General features: G+C 73.5%; 14 protein-coding genes. 3 read left to right on the forward strand and 11 right to left on the reverse strand.

Annotation, left to right across the window (positions count from 1 at the left end; all coding sequences use genetic code 11):
- Window positions 1–155 precede the first annotated feature (155 nt).
- From ACZ7KF_RS02965 to ACZ7KF_RS03000, 8 genes are all read right to left on the reverse strand, one after another.
- Window positions 156–1,430, reverse strand: coding sequence for a cytochrome P450 family protein (locus ACZ7KF_RS02965; protein WP_471068835.1), 1,275 nt, complete (start codon window positions 1,428–1,430; stop codon window positions 156–158).
- Window positions 1,427–3,913, reverse strand: coding sequence for a hypothetical protein (locus ACZ7KF_RS02970; protein ID WP_471068838.1), 2,487 nt, complete (start codon window positions 3,911–3,913; stop codon window positions 1,427–1,429). The genes ACZ7KF_RS02965 and ACZ7KF_RS02970 overlap by 4 nt, the downstream gene beginning before the upstream one ends.
- 42 nt (window positions 3,914–3,955) lie before the next feature.
- Window positions 3,956–4,981, reverse strand: coding sequence for a nucleoside triphosphate pyrophosphohydrolase (locus tag ACZ7KF_RS02975; RefSeq protein ID WP_471068841.1), 1,026 nt, complete (start codon window positions 4,979–4,981; stop codon window positions 3,956–3,958).
- Window positions 4,982–5,207: 226 nt separating this feature from the next.
- Complete coding sequence (locus ACZ7KF_RS02980) at window positions 5,208–5,858, reverse strand: SurA N-terminal domain-containing protein (protein WP_471068844.1); 651 nt, start codon at window positions 5,856–5,858, stop codon at window positions 5,208–5,210.
- A 147-nt stretch (window positions 5,859–6,005) separates the two neighbouring features.
- Window positions 6,006–6,833: a glycoside hydrolase domain-containing protein gene (locus ACZ7KF_RS02985; protein ID WP_471068846.1), complete on the reverse strand. Its 828-nt coding sequence runs from the start codon at window positions 6,831–6,833 to the stop codon at window positions 6,006–6,008.
- Between the two features lie 142 nt (window positions 6,834–6,975).
- Window positions 6,976–8,469, reverse strand: coding sequence for a protein kinase domain-containing protein (locus tag ACZ7KF_RS02990; protein WP_471069564.1), 1,494 nt, complete (start codon window positions 8,467–8,469; stop codon window positions 6,976–6,978).
- Between the two features lie 38 nt (window positions 8,470–8,507).
- A complete protein-coding gene (locus ACZ7KF_RS02995; RefSeq protein ID WP_471068849.1) occupies window positions 8,508–9,125 on the reverse strand; it encodes a hypothetical protein in 618 nt (205 codons plus the stop codon).
- Window positions 9,126–9,324: 199 nt separating this feature from the next.
- Window positions 9,325–11,619 (reverse strand): N-6 DNA methylase, encoded by a 2,295-nt coding sequence (locus tag ACZ7KF_RS03000; protein ID WP_471068850.1) that lies wholly within the window; start codon window positions 11,617–11,619, stop codon window positions 9,325–9,327.
- A 187-nt stretch (window positions 11,620–11,806) separates the two neighbouring features.
- Between ACZ7KF_RS03000 and ACZ7KF_RS03005 the strand changes: the two genes are divergently transcribed.
- Together ACZ7KF_RS03005 and ACZ7KF_RS03010 are read left to right on the forward strand one after the other, a co-directional pair.
- Window positions 11,807–12,496 carry a hypothetical protein gene (locus tag ACZ7KF_RS03005; protein WP_471068852.1) on the forward strand — a complete coding sequence of 230 codons (690 nt, stop codon included), beginning with the start codon at window positions 11,807–11,809 and terminating at the stop codon, window positions 12,494–12,496.
- Window positions 12,497–12,768: 272 nt separating this feature from the next.
- Entirely contained in the window at window positions 12,769–13,527 is a 759-nt protein-coding gene (locus ACZ7KF_RS03010) for a hypothetical protein (RefSeq protein ID WP_471068853.1), read from the forward strand.
- A 25-nt stretch (window positions 13,528–13,552) separates the two neighbouring features.
- Here ACZ7KF_RS03010 and ACZ7KF_RS03015 read toward each other — a convergent pair whose 3' ends face one another.
- On the reverse strand, window positions 13,553–14,296 hold the full coding sequence (locus tag ACZ7KF_RS03015) for a GNAT family N-acetyltransferase (protein WP_471068855.1): 744 nt from the start codon (window positions 14,294–14,296) through the stop codon (window positions 13,553–13,555).
- A 49-nt stretch (window positions 14,297–14,345) separates the two neighbouring features.
- Entirely contained in the window at window positions 14,346–15,062 is a 717-nt protein-coding gene (locus ACZ7KF_RS03020; RefSeq protein ID WP_471068857.1) for an HNH endonuclease family protein, read from the reverse strand.
- A gap of 208 nt (window positions 15,063–15,270) precedes the next feature.
- On the opposite strand from ACZ7KF_RS03020, the gene ACZ7KF_RS03025 reads away from it, so the two are divergent.
- Window positions 15,271–16,032 (forward strand): SDR family NAD(P)-dependent oxidoreductase, encoded by a 762-nt coding sequence (locus ACZ7KF_RS03025; RefSeq protein ID WP_471068859.1) that lies wholly within the window; start codon window positions 15,271–15,273, stop codon window positions 16,030–16,032.
- A gap of 16 nt (window positions 16,033–16,048) precedes the next feature.
- On the opposite strand, the gene ACZ7KF_RS03030 is transcribed toward ACZ7KF_RS03025, so the two are convergent.
- Window positions 16,049–16,402: a MerR family transcriptional regulator gene (locus tag ACZ7KF_RS03030; protein ID WP_471068861.1), complete on the reverse strand. Its 354-nt coding sequence runs from the start codon at window positions 16,400–16,402 to the stop codon at window positions 16,049–16,051.
- Window positions 16,403–16,451 lie beyond the last annotated feature (49 nt).

Here is a 16,451-nt window from a genome sequence, read left to right on the forward strand (position 1 = left end):
GAGCGACAGCAGGACCGACGCGGCGGATGAAGCCGGTCGCCGCGCTGATGGGTGAACGTATAGGCAGACGATCACTTGTCACAAGTTCATGCCGCACAGATCACGTGAAGATCACAAAGTTGAACGCCTGTCATGCTTCTCGGCGGGGGCTGTGTTCAGTCGGTGGGCGTGAACTCGACCGGCAGCGTGCGCAGGCCGCGCATGATGAGCCCGCCGCGCCAGCGCAGCTCTGCGGGATCCGCGGCGAGTCGCAGGTCGGGGAGGCGGGTGAGGAGGGTCGCGAGCGCGGTCTGGCCCTCCAGCCGGGCGAGCGGCGCGCCGAGGCAGTAGTGGATGCCATGGCCGTAACCGAGATGCTGGTTGTCGCGGCGGGCGAGGTCCAGCACGTCCGGATCGGCGAACCGCTCCGGGTCCCGGTCGGCGGCGGCGAGGACGACGAGCACCGGATCGCCCGCCGCGATGTCCTGCCCGCCGATGGCGAGCGGCTCGGTGGCGAACCGCCAGGTGGCCAGCTCCACCGGGCCGTCGTAGCGCAGGAGTTCCTCGACGCCCGTCTCCAGCAGGTCGCTCTCCCCGGCGGCCAGGGACCGCTCCAGCCGCCGGCGCTGCTCGGGGTGGTTGAGCAGGGCGTAGGTGCCGTTGCCGATGAGGTTGACGGTCGTCTCGAAGCCGGCGAAGAGGAGGATGAAGGCCATCGCGGCGGCCTCGTTCTCGGTGAGGTGCTCACCGTGGTCGGAGGCGCGGATGAGACCGGAGATCAGGTCCTCGCCGGGCTCGGGCACGGCGGGCAGCGCCTCGCGCTTCCGGTGGATCAGCTCGGCGAGATAGCCGCGCATCTTCTTCACCGACCGGGCGACCCCGCCGCGCGGGCCTCCGCCGTGCCGGATCATCATGCCCGCCCAGTCCCGGAAGTCGTCCTGGTCCTCGCGCGGGACACCGAGCAGGTCGCAGATGGCGTAGATGGGCAGCGGGAAGGCGAACTCGTGGATGAGATCGGCCGAACCCGTCTTCGCGAACCCGTCGATGAGACGGTCGGTCAGCTCCTGTACCCGGGGGGCGAACTCGGCGACCCGGCGCGGGGTGAACGCCTTGCTGACCAGCCTGCGCAGCCGGGTGTGGTCCGGTGGGTCGATGTTCAGCAGGTGCGTCATCAGCTCGGCCTTGCGCTCGCCCGGAATGCCGGTCTTGCCCTTGGCGTGCTCGGGCTCGTCGTGATGCGCGGGGTTCTTGCTCAGCCGCTGGTCGGCGAGGGCCTGCCGGGCATCGGCGTACCGGGTGACCAGCCACGCCTCGACGCCGCTCGGCAGCCGTGTCCGGTGCACGGGGGCGTGCTCGCGCAGCCAGGCGTAGGCGGGGTAGGGGTCGGCGGCGAACTCCCAGGTGAAGAGGGCCGGGGCGGGGGTCGTCGGGGGGTGGGGCTGGTCGGTCACTCCTCGACGGTATCCGCAGCGTCGGAGGGCGTGCGGCGGAAGGGGGGCGGGAGCGTCCCGGGCGCGGTCGCGGGGGGCGGCGGGAACGCCTCGGGCAGGCCCCGCGGGTCCGCGGCGACCGCCTTGCGCTCCCAGTCGTCCGCTTCCGCGTCCCTGCCCTGTTTGCGCAGCAGCCTGGCCAGGTACTGCTCCGCGTACGGGGCCCCGCGCTCCTGCCCGGTCAGGTACCACGTCCGTGCCTCCTCCTCCCGGCCGAGATGCTCCAGCGAGACGCCGAGGTTGATCGCCGCCGAGGCGTCCCCGGCCTCCGCAGCCCGCCGGAACAGGGGCTCCGTCTCGGCCTCGGTGGCCTTCTTCGCGTTCTCCAGGAAGATGCCGAGGTCGTTCGTCGCGCGCACGTCGCCCCATGCGGCCGCGTAGCGCAGCCACTCCTCCGCCTCCGGCTCGTTCCAGGAGGCCAGGAGGGCGCCGATGCTGCCGGCGACCTCGCGGTGCCCCGCGGCTGCCGCCCTGCGGTACCAGCGCAGCGCGTCCCCCTCCCCTCCGGGTCCCACCAGCATGTCTCCCAGCTCGTGCGCCGCCGCGCCGTCCCCCGCCTCGGCGGCCTCGCGCAGCCAGCGTTCGGCCTGGGCGCGGTGCATCCGGCCGAGGTGCCGCGCCGCCCAGGCGTACCCCGCCTCCGCGGCCTTCTCCAGATACGGCAGCGCCTCCTCCTCGTCCCCCCGCTCCAGCAGCGTCAGCGCCATCACCGACGTCGCCTCCACATGCCCCGCGCCGGCCGCGCGGCGCACCAGGGACTCGCTCTCCTCGCCCTCCGTGCGGAGCGCGAGGGCGAACGTCACCTCGGCGTCGCCCGCCTCGACGCGTGCGCTCAGCGCCGCCCGGGCCGCGCCCAGAATCACGCCGTGGTCCAGCCGTGTCCCGGTGCCGGACTCCGCCGAGTCCAGCAGCGTCCACCACACCCCGTCCGGCACCGGCTCCAGGCCCCCCGACGCCAGCGCCTCGGCGACCAGCGCGCCGTACGCCCGCCAGGTGCCGTCCTCCGCACCCGCCACCAGCAGCCCCGAGACACCGAACAGGGGTGTCGTCGCCCAGGCGAGGGCGTCCTCGTACGACTCTGTGCGCACCGCCTCCTCGTGCTCCGGCCCGTACCGCTGCACCACCTTCGCGAGCAGCTCGGCCGGTACCGCCGCGGTGATCCCGCACCGGGCCAGGTCGACCGCCGCCCGGACCAGTAACCGCCCCAGCGGGTGCTCCCGGCGCGTCCCCGGCCGCCGCCATTCGTCGAACAGCAGGTGCCCCACCGCGAAGTACGACCCCACTCCCTCCGGGCCGCTCCACAGGAACGCCGGGTACGCCCGCGGGTCGTCGTGCGCCGACAGCCGTGCCAGCTCCCCCTCGCTCCACTCGCGGGGCAGCTCCACCGTGCGGGCGGCGCTGACGACCCGGTCACCGGGGGCGGTCCCGGCGCGCCGCCTGTAGTACCCGGCGGGGCTCATCGTGGCGAGCAGGACGGCACCGAGGGCGGTCAGCCGCCCGAGCAGCGGCAGGTCCAGCCGGCCCGCGCCGAGGTGGCCGGTCAGCTCGTCCAGCCAGACCACGTACCGGCCGGGGCTCTCCCGCAGGGCGGCCACCAGGGGACGCAGGTCCTCGCCCGGGTCCGGCTCGTAGACCCGGTGGTCCTTCAGGGAACGCACGGCATGCCAGGCGGTGTACGACTTGCCCGCGTACGGCTCGCCCAGGATGAGCACCAGGCCGGGACGGGCCAGCTGGGCGCCCAGGTCCTCGTCGCAGTCGCGCGGCACGTACGGCGGCACGTCGGGCAGCCCCGGCACGGGCCGCGTCGGCTGCACCCCGAACTCCAGCGGCTCCACGCCACCGGCCGGCCGCCATTTCGCCGGCACCGGCGCCGTGCCGTAGTGGTGGTGCTGCACCCCCACCACCCGGTCGAGGAAGACACCGTCCCGGAACTCGATGTGGTCGCCGGGGGACTCGGGACGGTCGGCGCGCTGCCGTGTGCCGGGTTCCTCGGTGTCCGGCCGCGCGGCGCCGTGGGGATCGGCGTCGGGTGCCGGGGCGGGCGGGGAGAAGAACGCGGGCGGGGAGAAGAAGGGGACGGGATCACCGTCCTGGCTCGCCGCCGCGGGCGGGGGGAAGAAGGGGCCGCCGTCCCGGCTCGCCGCCGAGTGGAAGCCGTCGGCCGTACCCGGGTGGTCCGTGCCGGCCGACAGGGGTGGTGCGGAGCCGGCCCCGGCGACCGCCGTCAGCTCGGCGAACGCGACCGGATGGTCACGGCGCAGCAGCACCAGGGAGGCGAGCTGGAGCTGGCTCGTGAACCCGTCGTCTCCCCGCTGGCTCCACACCTCCATCGCATAGGCCATGTCCGCCTGCCGCAGCGTCTCCTCGACCCGCCGTGCCGCGGCCGGTGAGCGGTGGATCGCGCTCAGCAGCGCGGCCCTCAGCTCCTCCAACTCCCCTGTCACGCGCGCCCCCACGCCTCGCACCCACCCGTTGGGGCAACGGTACTAAGCGGACAGCCCCTCAGCAGCCCGTATCGCGTCCCGGTACGCCCGGGCCGCCGCCCGCAGCGCCGCCTCCGGGTCGACGCCGTCCGCCTCGGCGCCGACGGCCAGCGCCAGCAGCTCGTAACCGATGCCCTCGCCCTGCGGCAGGGGCACCGCCAGGCCCGCCGTACGGGTGCGGGAGGCGAGCTTGGCGGCGAGCGCCAGGCCGGGCTGGCCGAGCGGCACGCCCTCGGTGACCGAGGCACGCCGTTTCTCCTCCGCCTTGGTGCGCAGCCAGTGCTCCTTGACGTCCTCCGGGGTCTCGGCCTGTTCGTCGCCGAAGACGTGCGGGTGCCGGTGGATGAGCTTGGCGACGATGCCCCCGGCGACGTCGTCCACGGAGAACGGCGCGTCCGGGTCCTCCTCGGCGATCCGGGAGTGGAAGACGACCTGGAGGAGGACGTCGCCCAGTTCCTCGCGCAGCTCGGTGCGGTCGCCGGCCTCGATCGCCTCGACCAGTTCGTACGCCTCCTCGATGCCGTACTTGGCCAGGCCCTCGTGGGTCTGCCGGGAGGACCACGGGCACTCGGCGCGGATGCGGTCCATGACCTGCACGAGGTCCAGCAGGCGGGCGCCGGGCAGGTCGTAGGAGGCGGGGAGCAGCTCCAGCTCCGGCATGGCGATCCGGCCGGAGCCGGCCAGCCGGGCGAGGCCGTCGGTGAGCGCCGGCTCGCCCTCGCCCGTCGCCACGACCACCACCGTCCGCCCGCCGGCGCAGGCGTCGACCAGATCCTGCGCGGTGGGGGACGCCTCCGCCACCGCTATCCCGGCCTCGCGGAGATACGGCAGCTGCGGATGCGCGCCGTCCGCGCACAGCACGGCGTCCGCGGTGCGCAGGGCCTGCCAGGCGGGCCAGGACAGCAGACCGGGGGCGACGCGGTGGCTGGTGGTGAGCAGGACGATGCGGCCGGTGGCCGCTTCCGGGGCTGCCGGGGTGCGGGGCGTGGGGTCGGGTCCGGGGCGGGGTCCGGGGCTGGTTTCGTTCACGATCCGAACGTAACCCACGGCGCGAGACGGCGGATCGAGTTGTCCACAGGGCCGAGGGGTCTTGTGATCGTATGACCGCAACCCGCTGCCGTACCGTTCCGGCACCGGTGGCACGCCGCCTCCCGTTCTGGTGCGGCGCCGGCACAGCGCCGCTTCCGGCACCGGTGGCACGCCGCCTCCGTACCGGTGCGGCGCCGTGCCGCACCGGGCCGGGGCGCCCGCCGGGCTAGGCGGTCAGCGGCTTGCCGCCCGCCGTCGTGACCTCCCGCACCCAGGGTGTCTCGGCGTCCACCCGGCTGCTCTTCTGCACGTCCCAGGCGCCGTAACGCGGGTTGAGGTCGACGTGGAGTTCCTCGGAGGCGCTGGACAGGGCTTTCCAGAAGGCGGGCCGGCTGGTGTCGGTGCCGAGCTTCGCGGCGAGCTTCTGCGCCTCCAGCTGCAGGCGCAGATTGTCGTCGAGGCGCGCGGGGGCGATGCCGTACTTCTGCAGCCAGGCCGTCTCCAGACCGGTGCTGCCGCCGGCCTGCTGCTCCAGGCCCGCGCGCATCTGCTGGATCTCCTTGCGGGTGACCGTGATGCCCTCGTCCCGGGCGGCGCGGTGCAGCACCCGGTCGAGCACCATGTTGTGCAGGGTGTCGCGGGTCAGGCTGCTGGTGGAGGAGACGACCTGCTGGTACTGGGTCTCGTCCGGCACCGCGGCGCGCTGCGCCGTGCGGACCTCGTTGACCCGGTTCTCCAGCTGGGCGACGGTGATCCGCTGTCCGCCGACGACGGCCGCGGCGCCCGGGTGCGCATCGCTTCCGCAGGCGGTCAGCAGGGGTGCCGCGGCGGCGATCGCGGCGGTGAGGACGAGCGCGGTGCGACGGCGGCGGTGCAAGGAAACCTCCCGAGGAGATTGTGCGACGGTGCACAAAGTCTTGCGGTGATCGATGGTAGGCAGTGGGCAGGCTGCGGCCAACCCATTCGACCAACGATTCGCGCGCGCTTCGGGCACCGCCGCGCCGCTCCGGGCGGGGGCTCCGGGTCAGCCGACGACGGCCACCGGCGCGTCCCAGGCGTCCCGGTCGACGGTCAGCGTGACACCGCCGTGCGACTCCTTGCTGTTGACCATGTACTGGTGGGCGCGGCTGTGGCCGGTGAACTGGGTGGCGCCCCACGGCCAGTCCGCGGTCGTCGTGTTCCGCTTGTCCCACAGCGCGTACCAGAGGTTGCCCGGCAGGTCCGTCTTGTTCGACGCGGTGGCGATCGCCTTGGCGCTGGAGCTGGTGAAGCCGTAGTAGCCGCCGCGGTAGGTCTTGCCGCGCAGCGTCTTCATGAAGGAGCGCACGTACGTCAGCACGGCGTCGTTGCACGCCTTGTCGCCGACGTCGTACGGCTCCATGTCCAGGTAGATCGGGCTGCCGGTCTTCATGCCGAGCGCGGACGCCTTGCCCACGGCGTCGGCGGCGTCCTTCGCCCCCAGGGAGGCGGCCGTGGCGGCGGTCAGCTTCTCGGGGTTGGAACCGGTCTGGCAGGGCGGCTGGGCGCCGACGTAGAGCGGTATGAGCTTCCAGCCGAGGGAGTCGACCGACTGCACCCAGGAGGCGGTGAGGTTGGGCTGGGCGCAGCCGCGGTTCCTGCCGCCCACGTAGACGGCGGCGGCACCGTAGAAACCGGTGTGCCAGGCCTTCATGGCCGACAGCGAGGGCGCGGTGCAGGTGTCGAACGCGCGGCCGGTGAAGGTCTTCTGGGCGGGCCAGGTGGTGGCGGCCATGGAGGTCTGCGCGGCGATACCGGCCCCGGTGACGACGGCCGCGCCGGCCACCGCCCACGTGAGGTATCTGCGCTTCTTCGACTGCCGGTGACCGGCCATGAATCCCACCCCTGTGTCCTGCGCGCGGTTCACGCGCGCGCGTGCTCGGCGCAAACGAAGCGCAAAGTATCGGGCGCCGGGCCTGCTGCCGGGAAACACGAGCCCTTGCCGTGCACAAGAATCTCTCAGGAACCGGCAAAGACTATCCGCGCACCTGCCCCAGCCACTGCAGGGTCCGCCGGACCTCCAGGGCCAGCGGATGGCCGGGGCCGTGCAGCCGCTCGACGTCCATGACCAGGCGCGCGAGCGTGTCGTGGGCGGCCGGCCGGTCGCCCAGGGCGAGCAGCAGATGACCGATGCGGCGGCGGACCTCGTGGGCGAGCTGCGGGTCGCCCGAGACGTACTGGTTCTCGTAGTACGGCAGCAGCGCGCGGTACTCGGCGAGCGCCGCCGCGGGTTCGCCGAGCTGCTCCAGGCACTGCGCGGCCTCGTAGCGGTAGCGCAGCGACTGCGGGTCGGCCTGGCCGGCCTCGGCGGCGCGTTCGTCGGCGAGACGGCGCAGTTCGGGCAGCGCGCGCCGGTACTGGCCGTCGTCCATGAGCGTGGCCGCGTACTGCTTGCGCAGGGTGCGCACCACCGGGGAATGCTCGCCGTGCTGCTCGGCGGCGGCCGGCAGGATCGCGCCCAGGATGTCGACGGCCTGCGTGATGCGGCCCTCGCCCAGCAGGCGCTTGACCTCGTCCACGGCGGCGGCGACATCGGGCTTCTCGGCCACCGGCGGCGCCGGCGCGACGGAGGCGGGCTGAGGCGCGGGGGTCCGCGCGCGGTCCGGCCAGGGGGCGTGCGGGCGCAGGAAGGGGCGCGTGGGGTCCAAGGGAGCTCCGGTGGGCGTCCCGCGCGCGGGCAGCAGCGACGCCAGGTCCTCGTACACCTCCTGCGCGGACGCCGGCCGGTGCTGCGGATCCTTGGCGAGCAGGCGCAGCACCAGGTTTTCCAGGGCCTCGGGGACCTCGGGGCGGATCCGGCGCACGGGCAGCGGCGGCTCGTACAGATGCCGGTGCAGCACGCCGAGCGCCGTGGAACCCGCGAACGGCACCTCACCGCTGAGCAGTTCGTGCATCAGCACGCCGAGCGCGTACAGGTCGGTGTACGGGCCGACCGCGCCGCCCATCGCCTGCTCCGGCGCCATGTAGGCGGGCGAGCCGATCGGGGATCCGGTGTGGGTCAGGCGGGTGGTGTCGGTGTCCATCACCGAGGCCACACCCAGGTCGAGAACGGTGACCGTGCCGTCCTGCTTCACCATCACGTTCCGCGGCTTGAGGTCACGGTGCACGATCGGCACGGCGTGCACGGCGCTCAGCACGGCGCACAGTTGCGCGGCCACCGCGACCGCCCACTGCCACGGGTACGGATCGTGCTCGGCGAGGTGGTCGGAGAGGTCGGCACCGTCCACGTACTGCATGACGAGGAACAACTCCTCGCCCTCGCTGCCCGCGTCGTGCACCGTGACCAGACCGGGGTGGTCCACCTGCGCGGTCACCCGGCACTCGCGCAGGAAGCGGCGGCGCAGCTCGTCCGCCTCCTGCCCCGCCACCTTGTCGGGGCGCAGCAGCTTCACCGCCACACGCCGGTCGAGTCTGCGGTCGTACGCCGTCCAGACCTGGCCCATGCCGCCCTGCCCGATGAGCGTGGACAGCTCGTAACGGCCGGCGACGACACGTCCTGTCGCCACGCTCACCGTCCGCCCTCGTGGCCGTCCTGCTTGCGCAGGTAGTCGCTCAACTCGTCCAGCTCGGCCCGCACCTGGTCGATCCGCGCCGGCGCCGGACGCTGCGGCGGCGGGGAGACCGGCGGGGGCTGCGGCACGGGTGTGTGCGGCATCGGGGGCGGGGTGTGCGGTCCGGCCGGGTGCGGGGTGTGCGGTCCGGCCGGGGCCGCACCGGTCGGCAGGGTGGGCACGGTCGTCGCCATGTACGGGGTCGCGGGCGCCGGGTAGCCGTACGCCGGAGCCGGCCGCTGGGCCTCGTACGCCTGCTGCCGCACCCAGAAATGACGGATGTCGGCCGTCAGGTAGTACGCGATCGTGGCCACGAGCGTGACGAGCAGGAGCGTCATGCCCACGTAGCCGCCGGGGGTGTGGACCTCGTCGCCCCCTTCGATCCCCAGCAGCGTGACGCTGAGGACGTCGGCGGCCAGCACCGCCACGAACAGCCCCCAGTCCAGCGAACGGCGCGTGACGGCCGCCAGCCGCAGCATCATCGCCGAGGTGAGGAGCCCGATGGTGAGGAGCGCGAGCGTCACGAACAGCACACGCAGGAAAACCAGCCACGCGGTGTGCGGCGGCTGCTTCACCGGCTGACCGTAGCCGTGGCCTTGCATGGCTGCTCCTGATGCCTGAAGTGGGCGTGCGGGCGCGACCGGCGGCCGTCCGCGGGGGCGCGGACCGTGCCGGTCGTGCGATTGTCGCTTCGAGCATATGACCCGGCAGGGACAACCGGTCGGGGTTGTACCGAACCGTTGTCCGGCGGCCGGCGCCGATCGGGGCGCCGGATCAGTCGGGTGCCACCGTCCCGTCGGTGAGGCCGTCGTACATCCCGCGCACGAGCTGATCCCCGAGTCGGCTCGCGTGCCTGAGCGCCCGCTCGAACTCGTCGAGTGCGCGGAAACGCGCGCCGTAGCGCCGCTGTTCCTCCAGCGGGAGCCGGGGCAGCTGCAGACGCCGCACGTCCAGCCGGGTCGCCGTGGAGGCGTAGCTGCTGGCCTGCCGGTTGTTGGCGGTACCGCGCAGGAACCCGGCGAGGAACCACGGGTCGAGCGCCGTGCGATCGGGGCGCAGAAGCACCAGATTGCGCCCCAGGGCGGCGCCCGTCGTCGCCTCGTCGATGACGCGTGCCACCGAGCCTCCGCCGAGCACCGGTACGACGACGTCGCCCGGCTCGGTGAGGACGGCCTCCTCCTCGCTCTCGGGAAGAGAGCCCGAAGGCGCGGTTCCGGCGAGGACGTCGTGGTCGGTGAGGACCGGCACGCGCGCGTGGCCGCCGTTCCCGCCGGTACGCATCACCAGGGCGCCCCCGCGCGCGAGTTCACCGATGGTGGTGAGCGGCCAGCGCGCGGGCGGTGCCGGGTCGGCGGGCGGCGGGGTGAGGTCGGCGGTCAGGCGCAGGGTCGCACCCAGGCGCTCGCGGACCTGCGTGAGCTGCTCCGCGCCGTCGGCCACCGCGGCCGGCGGCAGATGACGGGCGGGCGCGAGGTCCACGTCGTCGTCGAGGAGTTCGATGACCGGCATCGAACGGGCGAGCCCCGGCCGCTCCGCCAGCCGCCCCGCGCGCGCGAAGGCACGCCAGGCGTCCGTCACGGCCTCCCGCACCGCCTCCCAGTCCGGGCCGCCCCGCCCTTCCCCGGCGAACCGTCCCGTGTCCACGAGCAGCACCTCGGGCGTCGCGGGTGTCCGGTCGGGCCGGCGCAGCACCCACAGGTGCAGCGGGATGTTGTAGGGCGGCGCCGCGCCGACCGGCAGCGCCACCACGGCCCGGAGCGCGCCCCGGCGCAGCAGGTCGGCACGGATACGGCGGCCGGAACGGCGGGAGGCGGCGGCCGGCGGCATGAGCAGCACGGCGATGCCGCCGTCGGTCAGCCGGGCCAGCGCGTGCTGCACCCAGGCCAGCTCGGACTCGGTGCGCGCCGGGAAGCCGTACTCCCAGCGGGCGTCGTAGGCGAGTTCGCCGTGGCCCCAGTTGCGCTCGTTGAACGGCGGGTGGCACAGGACCGCGTCGGCGCGCAGCTCGGGGTGCGCGTCGGCGCGCAGGGTGTCGCCGACGGCACCGCGCACGGTCGCCCGGCTGTGCAGCGCGAGCCGCAGCGCGCTGAGCGCGGCGAGTTCCGGGGCGCTGTCCTGGGCGTACAGCTCCTGGTCGGGACGCGGGTCCACGGCGCGCAGCAGGGCGCCGGTGCCGCAGGCCGGGTCCAGGACGGTGCGGGCCGGGCCGGCGAGGTCGGCCATGAGACCGGCCAGCTCGGCCGGGGTGAGCGTGTACTGGCGGGGGTTGGCGTCCAGGTGCCGGCCCAGCAGGAACTCGAACGTCTGCCGCGCCCCCACCTCGGCGGCCAGCTCGGCGGCACCGCGCAGGAGGGGGACGGACGGGAGGAGTTGGGGCCCTGTGGGGGTGCGGAGGGCGGGGGTGGACGGGGCGGCCTGGGTGTCGTGAACCGTCGGAGCGCTGTGAACAGTCGGCGGGGTGTTCACAGGCCGCTGAGCCGGTGAGTGGTTCACAGCGGGGGCCGGGGATGCAGGGTTCACGGCGTCGGCCTCGGCCGAGGCGTTCACACCGGCCGTCCGCGCGCCCGGGGGGTTCACCCTCTCGTCCGCCTGACCGGTGTTCACGGAGAGCGGTCCGTTCACAGCCGCCCCGGCCTCGCGGGGCCCTCCGCCGTGGACGGCACGGCCGGGCGCGGCCCAGAACCGCGGGGTCAGCACCTGGTCCAGCGCGCCGGGCAGCATCGCGGCCAGCCGCGCGTCGGAGCCGGCGCTCGCGTCGAGCCAGACGGTGGGGCGCTCATGGATCAGCAGCAGTACGCAGCCGGTGTGCACCAATGCCGTCAGCGGGCCTTCCGGGTGGCCGGCGAGCTGCTGCCAGACGCGTTCACGCAGGGGGACCTCGGCGAGTTTCCCCTGCTTGCGCAGCCATGCCTCGACCTCGGCGAGGGCGAAGGACGGGCTGGTCTCCGTACCGCCGACCGGCTTGGGGAAGTCGGCGTGCCGGCGGCGCCAGTTGCTGACGGCGGCCCGGCCCACTCCGGCGAGCCGCGCGATACCGGCCGCGGTCACCTCTGTCGCGTTGTCCTGCACCGGCCCGCTCCCCTCGTCCCATGTGTGCACCGAGCATACCGGCGTACACAAGATCCATGGGTTCACGAGCGTGTACTCACTCGACTCTGTGAACCGTGTTGACTCGGTTCACACGTCGTGCTCTTATTGACCCAGCGAACGAGCGGTCACCGGAGGGGGAGGCCGCCGCATTCGGGAGGGTTTCGTCATGGGCATGAAGGCCAAGGTCGCGATCGGTGCCGTCGTGGGGATCGTCGTCATCGGTGCCGTGTCCGCGAACGCCGGCAGTGATGGCAAGGACGGCGGATCCGGGGGCAGCGACAAGGGTTCTTCGGCGTCGGCCGACCGCAAGTCCGGGGGCAAGAAGGACTCGGGGGGCACGAAGGCGGCCGAGGAGAAGAAGGCTGCCCTCGGGGGCGACGGCGAGTACCAGGTCGGATCGGACGTGAAGCCGGGGACCTATCGCACGGTCGGCAACACCGACGACATGTGCTACTGGGAGCGCGCCAAGGACGCCTCGGGCGAGCTGGACTCGACGCTGGCCAACGACAATGTCAGCGGCACGAGTTACGTCACCATCAAGGCCACCGACAAGATCTTCAAGTCCAACGGCTGCAAGGACTGGGAGGCCGTGGACCCGAAGGCGAAGGGCACGCCCGCCTCCTCGATGGACGGCGACGGGGGCATGTTCAAGGTCGGCACGGACATCGCGCCGGGCACCTACAAGTCGACCGGGAACACCGACGACTCCTGCTACTGGGAGCGCACGAAGGACGCCGAGCAGGGGCTGGACTCGATCATCGCCAACAACAACGTCACCGGCACGGCCGTCGTCACCATCAGCCCGTCGGACGCCTACTTCAAGACGAACGACTGCGGCGACTGGAAGAAGGCCTGACCCCTACGGTCGTCGCCGGCGCGGCCCGTTCCGCGCCGGCCCCGCACCGGGCCCCGCCGGGCCTCGCGCGACCTGCCGACCACACGACCTGCGGACCGCGCGACCCACGCGGCCCGCGCGGCCCGCGCCCTCGGCACTGTCACACGCGCCGGCGCTCGACGCTCCGGCGCACCACCGCTCCAGCTCCCCCCACACACAGCACCAGCACCACCACCCCAGGGAGCCGTCCGGCTCCCCCGCTCACCAGACACTTCTCTCAGCAAGGAACCGTCATGCGCCGTACCGCACTCGCCGCCCTCTGTCTCGCCGCCGCGGCCACCGCGGGGCTCACCACCGGCTGTCAGCCGGGGCAGAACTCGGCGGACAGCAAGCCGAAGGGCCCCTTCGCCGGGCTGACCGGTGGTCAGATCGCCGAGCGCGCGATGAAGGCCACCACGGGGGCCTCGTCCGTGCGGATGAAGGGCCGGATCCCCGACGACGAGAGCAAGGGCACGATCGAGATCGACATGGCGCTCGACCGGAAGGGCGAGTGCGCCGGCACGATGAGCATGGACGGCCAGGGCAAGGCCGATCTGATCAGGACCGGCAGCTCGGTCTACATGAAGTACGACGAGGCGTTCCTGCGCGCCCAGAGCGAGGGCGAGTCCAAGGCCGACACGGACGCGGCCGTGGAGATGCTGGCCGGGAAGTGGACCAAGATGTCCGTGAAGGGCCAGGACGCCAAGGACCTCGCGAGCTTCTGCGACCTGGACTCGGTGCTCGGCGACGTGAGCGACGGCGACACGGCGGGCACCACCCGCGGGAAGACCACGCGCATCGACGGCACGCCCGCGATCACCCTGCACGAGAAGGACGGCAAGGAGCGCTACACGGCGTATGTGGCGACCGAGGGCACGCCGTACCTGCTGCGGGTCGACAGCGCGTCCGGCGCCAAGGAGCCGGAGCACCTGGCGTTCAGCGACTACGGTCAGCCGGTTCCCGCGAAGAAGCCCGCGGGGAAGATCATCGACCTGGACGCGCTGGGCGGCTGATGCCGGGCCGGGGCCCGGCGCGGGGTCACAGCGGGTGCCGCATCCATACGTTGGGTTCGACGTAGACGGCGTACCCGCGCTCCGGTTCGCAGCGGACCGGGACCAGCGCGCCGGGCACCTCGACGTCGCCCGCGGTGTCGAAGGGCAGTCCGGTCCAGCGGCGCCACTCCTCCAGCGAGCCGCCCACGGTCATGGAGGCGGGGGCGATGGAGTCGATGGTGGCGCCGGCGCGGGCGTGGACGCGCAGCCACGGGTCCTCGGGCAGCCCGTCGGGCCGGACCCGGTGGGCGTACTCGCTGATCGGGGTGTGCGGTTCCCGGTGCTTGGCGTTCGGGCGGACGGGGGCGACGACCTCGCGGAAGCCGCGGGCGCGGGCGTTGTCCCGCATCGCCGAGAGCAGGACGGCGGACAGGCCGTGGCCCTGCGCGTGCGGGGCGATGGTGACCGAGACGGCGCTCACGGTGTCCGGGCGGGTGCCGCGGCGCAGGTCGGCGAAGGCCCACGACAGGACCTGGTCCCAGCCCCGGGCCGGCAGGGTGCGCCGGCCGTCCACGTCGAGGGCGAAGGGCACGCTGTAGGCGTGCGCGACGATCCGGCCGTGCTCGTCCTCGGCGAACAGCGCGTATTCCGGCAGTTCGGTGGGGATACGGCCGTAGTGGGTGGTGCCCACGGGGTCGTTGGTGACGAACTCGGGCCAGGTGTCGGTCATGCCGAACACCGCCGGCAGCCGGTCGGGCCGCTCGGCGAGGCTGCTCACCTTGATGTCCATGGCGGACACGGTAGGTGGCACGCGCCCCGGGGGGACACCGAATTGCCGGTCAGCGCGCTCGGAAGCGCTCGGGAGCCTCGGTGGGGTTGCCGCCGGCGGGGAGCTTCTGGTGCGGGCAGCCGGTGAGGACCTCCTTCATGGCGGTCCGCTCGGCGGCGGTGACCCACAGGCCGTACTTCTTCTTCACCGCGACCTGGGCGGCGACATAGCTGCACCGGTACGCCTTGTTGGGCGGGAGCCAGGTGGCGGCGTCGCCGTCCCCCTTGCCGCGGTTGGTGCTCGCGTCGACCGCGATGAGGTTGAGGGGGTCGTTGGCCAGGGCTATGCGCTTACTGGGGTCCCAGTACTTGGCGCCCTTCTGCCAGGCGTCGGAGAGCGCGACGACGTGGTCGATGTCGACCTGGCTGCGGCCCCGCCGGTAGGTGATGTCCTTGCCGGAGTAGGGGTCGGGCTCCAGCAGACCGTAGGAGACCTTGCAGCTGCCGCCGGTGAACTTCACCTCCTTCAGGTCGCGTTTGAGTATGTCGTCGCGGGTGTCGCAGGAGTTGGAGTCGGTGTCCGCCCAGGCGGTGCCGAACCGGGTCCGGGAGTAACCGGTCTTCGGGGCCCGCCCCTTGACGGTCAGCGAGCCGGCGGCGGTCAGGGCCGCGCCGCCGCCTCCCGTCCCCTCGGGGCCGGGGGCTCCCCCGGTCTGCTCGGCTGTACAGCCGGTCACGGCGACCAGCATGGCCACGGCGGTGACCGCTCCGCCCCTCGGACGCGTCACGGTGTGTCCCCCTCGCTCGCCCTGGTCCGCCACGGATGCGGGCGGAACGTTCCACTCCCCACGGTAACTTCCCACGGCCGCCCATCAGATGGGACACAAAGGGGTGATTGCGGGGCAAGTCGGTCTCGACGGGGGGCTGGTGACGCCGTGCGAGAGGAGGGAGGAGCGCTTGACCTTGTCACTGGCGGCAGGGTCGGACGATCCCGGCATGAGCGAGACCAACCACGCCCAGGGTCCCCGTACCGTCCTCGTCACCGGCGCCGGCACCGGCATCGGCCGGGCCACCGCGCGCGCGTTCGCCGTCGAGGGCGCCCGGGTGGTCGCCGTCGGCCGCCGGGCCGCGCCGCTGGCCGAGACCGCCGAAGGACATCCCTGGATCACTCCCCTGCCCGCCGACCTGACCGCCGAGGACGGGCCCGCGGCCGTCGTTCGGGACACGCTGGAGCGGTACGGCCGGATCGACGTGCTCGTCAACAACGCGGCCGTCGTCACCGCCGACTCCCTGCGCAGCTACACGCGCGCGTCCGTGCGGCCCCTGCTGGAGACCAACCTCCTCGCGCCCCTGCTGCTCACCCAGGCCGCGCTGCCCGCGCTGGAGGAGAGCCGGGGCGTGGTGGTGAACGTGACGACGTCGGTGGGCCAGCGGGCCTGGCCGGGCAACTCCCTGTACGCGGCGGGCAAGGCCGCCCTGGAGGTGCTGACCCGCAGCTGGGCGGTGGAACTGGCACCGCGCGGCGTCCGCGTGGTCGCCGTGGCCCCGGGCGCGATCGAGACCCCCATCGCCGACCATGGCGGCTACACCCCCGAACAGCGTGCCGCGATCCGCACGTGGCAGCTCGACCACACCCCGCTCGGACGGATCGGCCGGCCGGAGGAGGTCGCCTGGGCCGTCACCCGGCTCGCCTCTCCGCGGGCGTCGTTCGTGACGGGGGTGGTCCTGCCGGTGGACGGCGGGGCGGTCGTCGCCTGACCGGCGGACCCGGAGCTCACACCGCCCCCGCCTCCCGCAGCGCCGCCGCCAGTCGTTCCCGTATCGCCGTCTGGGCCGCGATGCGGGCGTCGAGCACGGCCAGCCGGTCCCGGGCGACCTCCAGCCCCCGGGCGGAGGCGGGGCCGGCGGTGACGTCGCCGTCCAGGCAGGACAGGAATACCCCCACGTCGTCCAGGGTGAGGCCCGCCTCCAGCAGCCTGCGGATGTTGCGGACGCGGACCGCCGTACCGGTGTCGTACACGCGGTAGCCGTTGGCGGCGCGCGCGGAGGTGATCAGGCCCTGCTGCTCGTAGTGGCGCAGGGCGCGCGGTGTCGTCCCGGTCGCCTCGGCCAGCTCACCGATCCGCACGCGCGCACCCGTCCCCGTGCCCGGACCCGCGCCCGTGCCTGTCCCCGTG

Source organism: Streptomyces sp. NPDC038200 (assembly GCF_055600785.1).

Bases quoted from the DNA above. Each gene is read 5' to 3' on its own strand.
- ACZ7KF_RS02985 (WP_471068846.1), bottom strand. From the start codon at position 6,833: ATGGCCGGTCACCGGCAGTCGAAGAAGCGCAGATACCTCACGTGGGCG.
- ACZ7KF_RS03005 (WP_471068852.1), top strand. From the start codon at position 11,807: ATGGGCATGAAGGCCAAGGTCGCGATCGGTGCCGTCGTGGGGATCGTC.
- ACZ7KF_RS03010 (WP_471068853.1), top strand. From the start codon at position 12,769: ATGCGCCGTACCGCACTCGCCGCCCTCTGTCTCGCCGCCGCGGCCACC.
- ACZ7KF_RS03015 (WP_471068855.1), bottom strand. From the start codon at position 14,296: ATGGACATCAAGGTGAGCAGCCTCGCCGAGCGGCCCGACCGGCTGCCG.
- ACZ7KF_RS03025 (WP_471068859.1), top strand. From the start codon at position 15,271: ATGAGCGAGACCAACCACGCCCAGGGTCCCCGTACCGTCCTCGTCACC.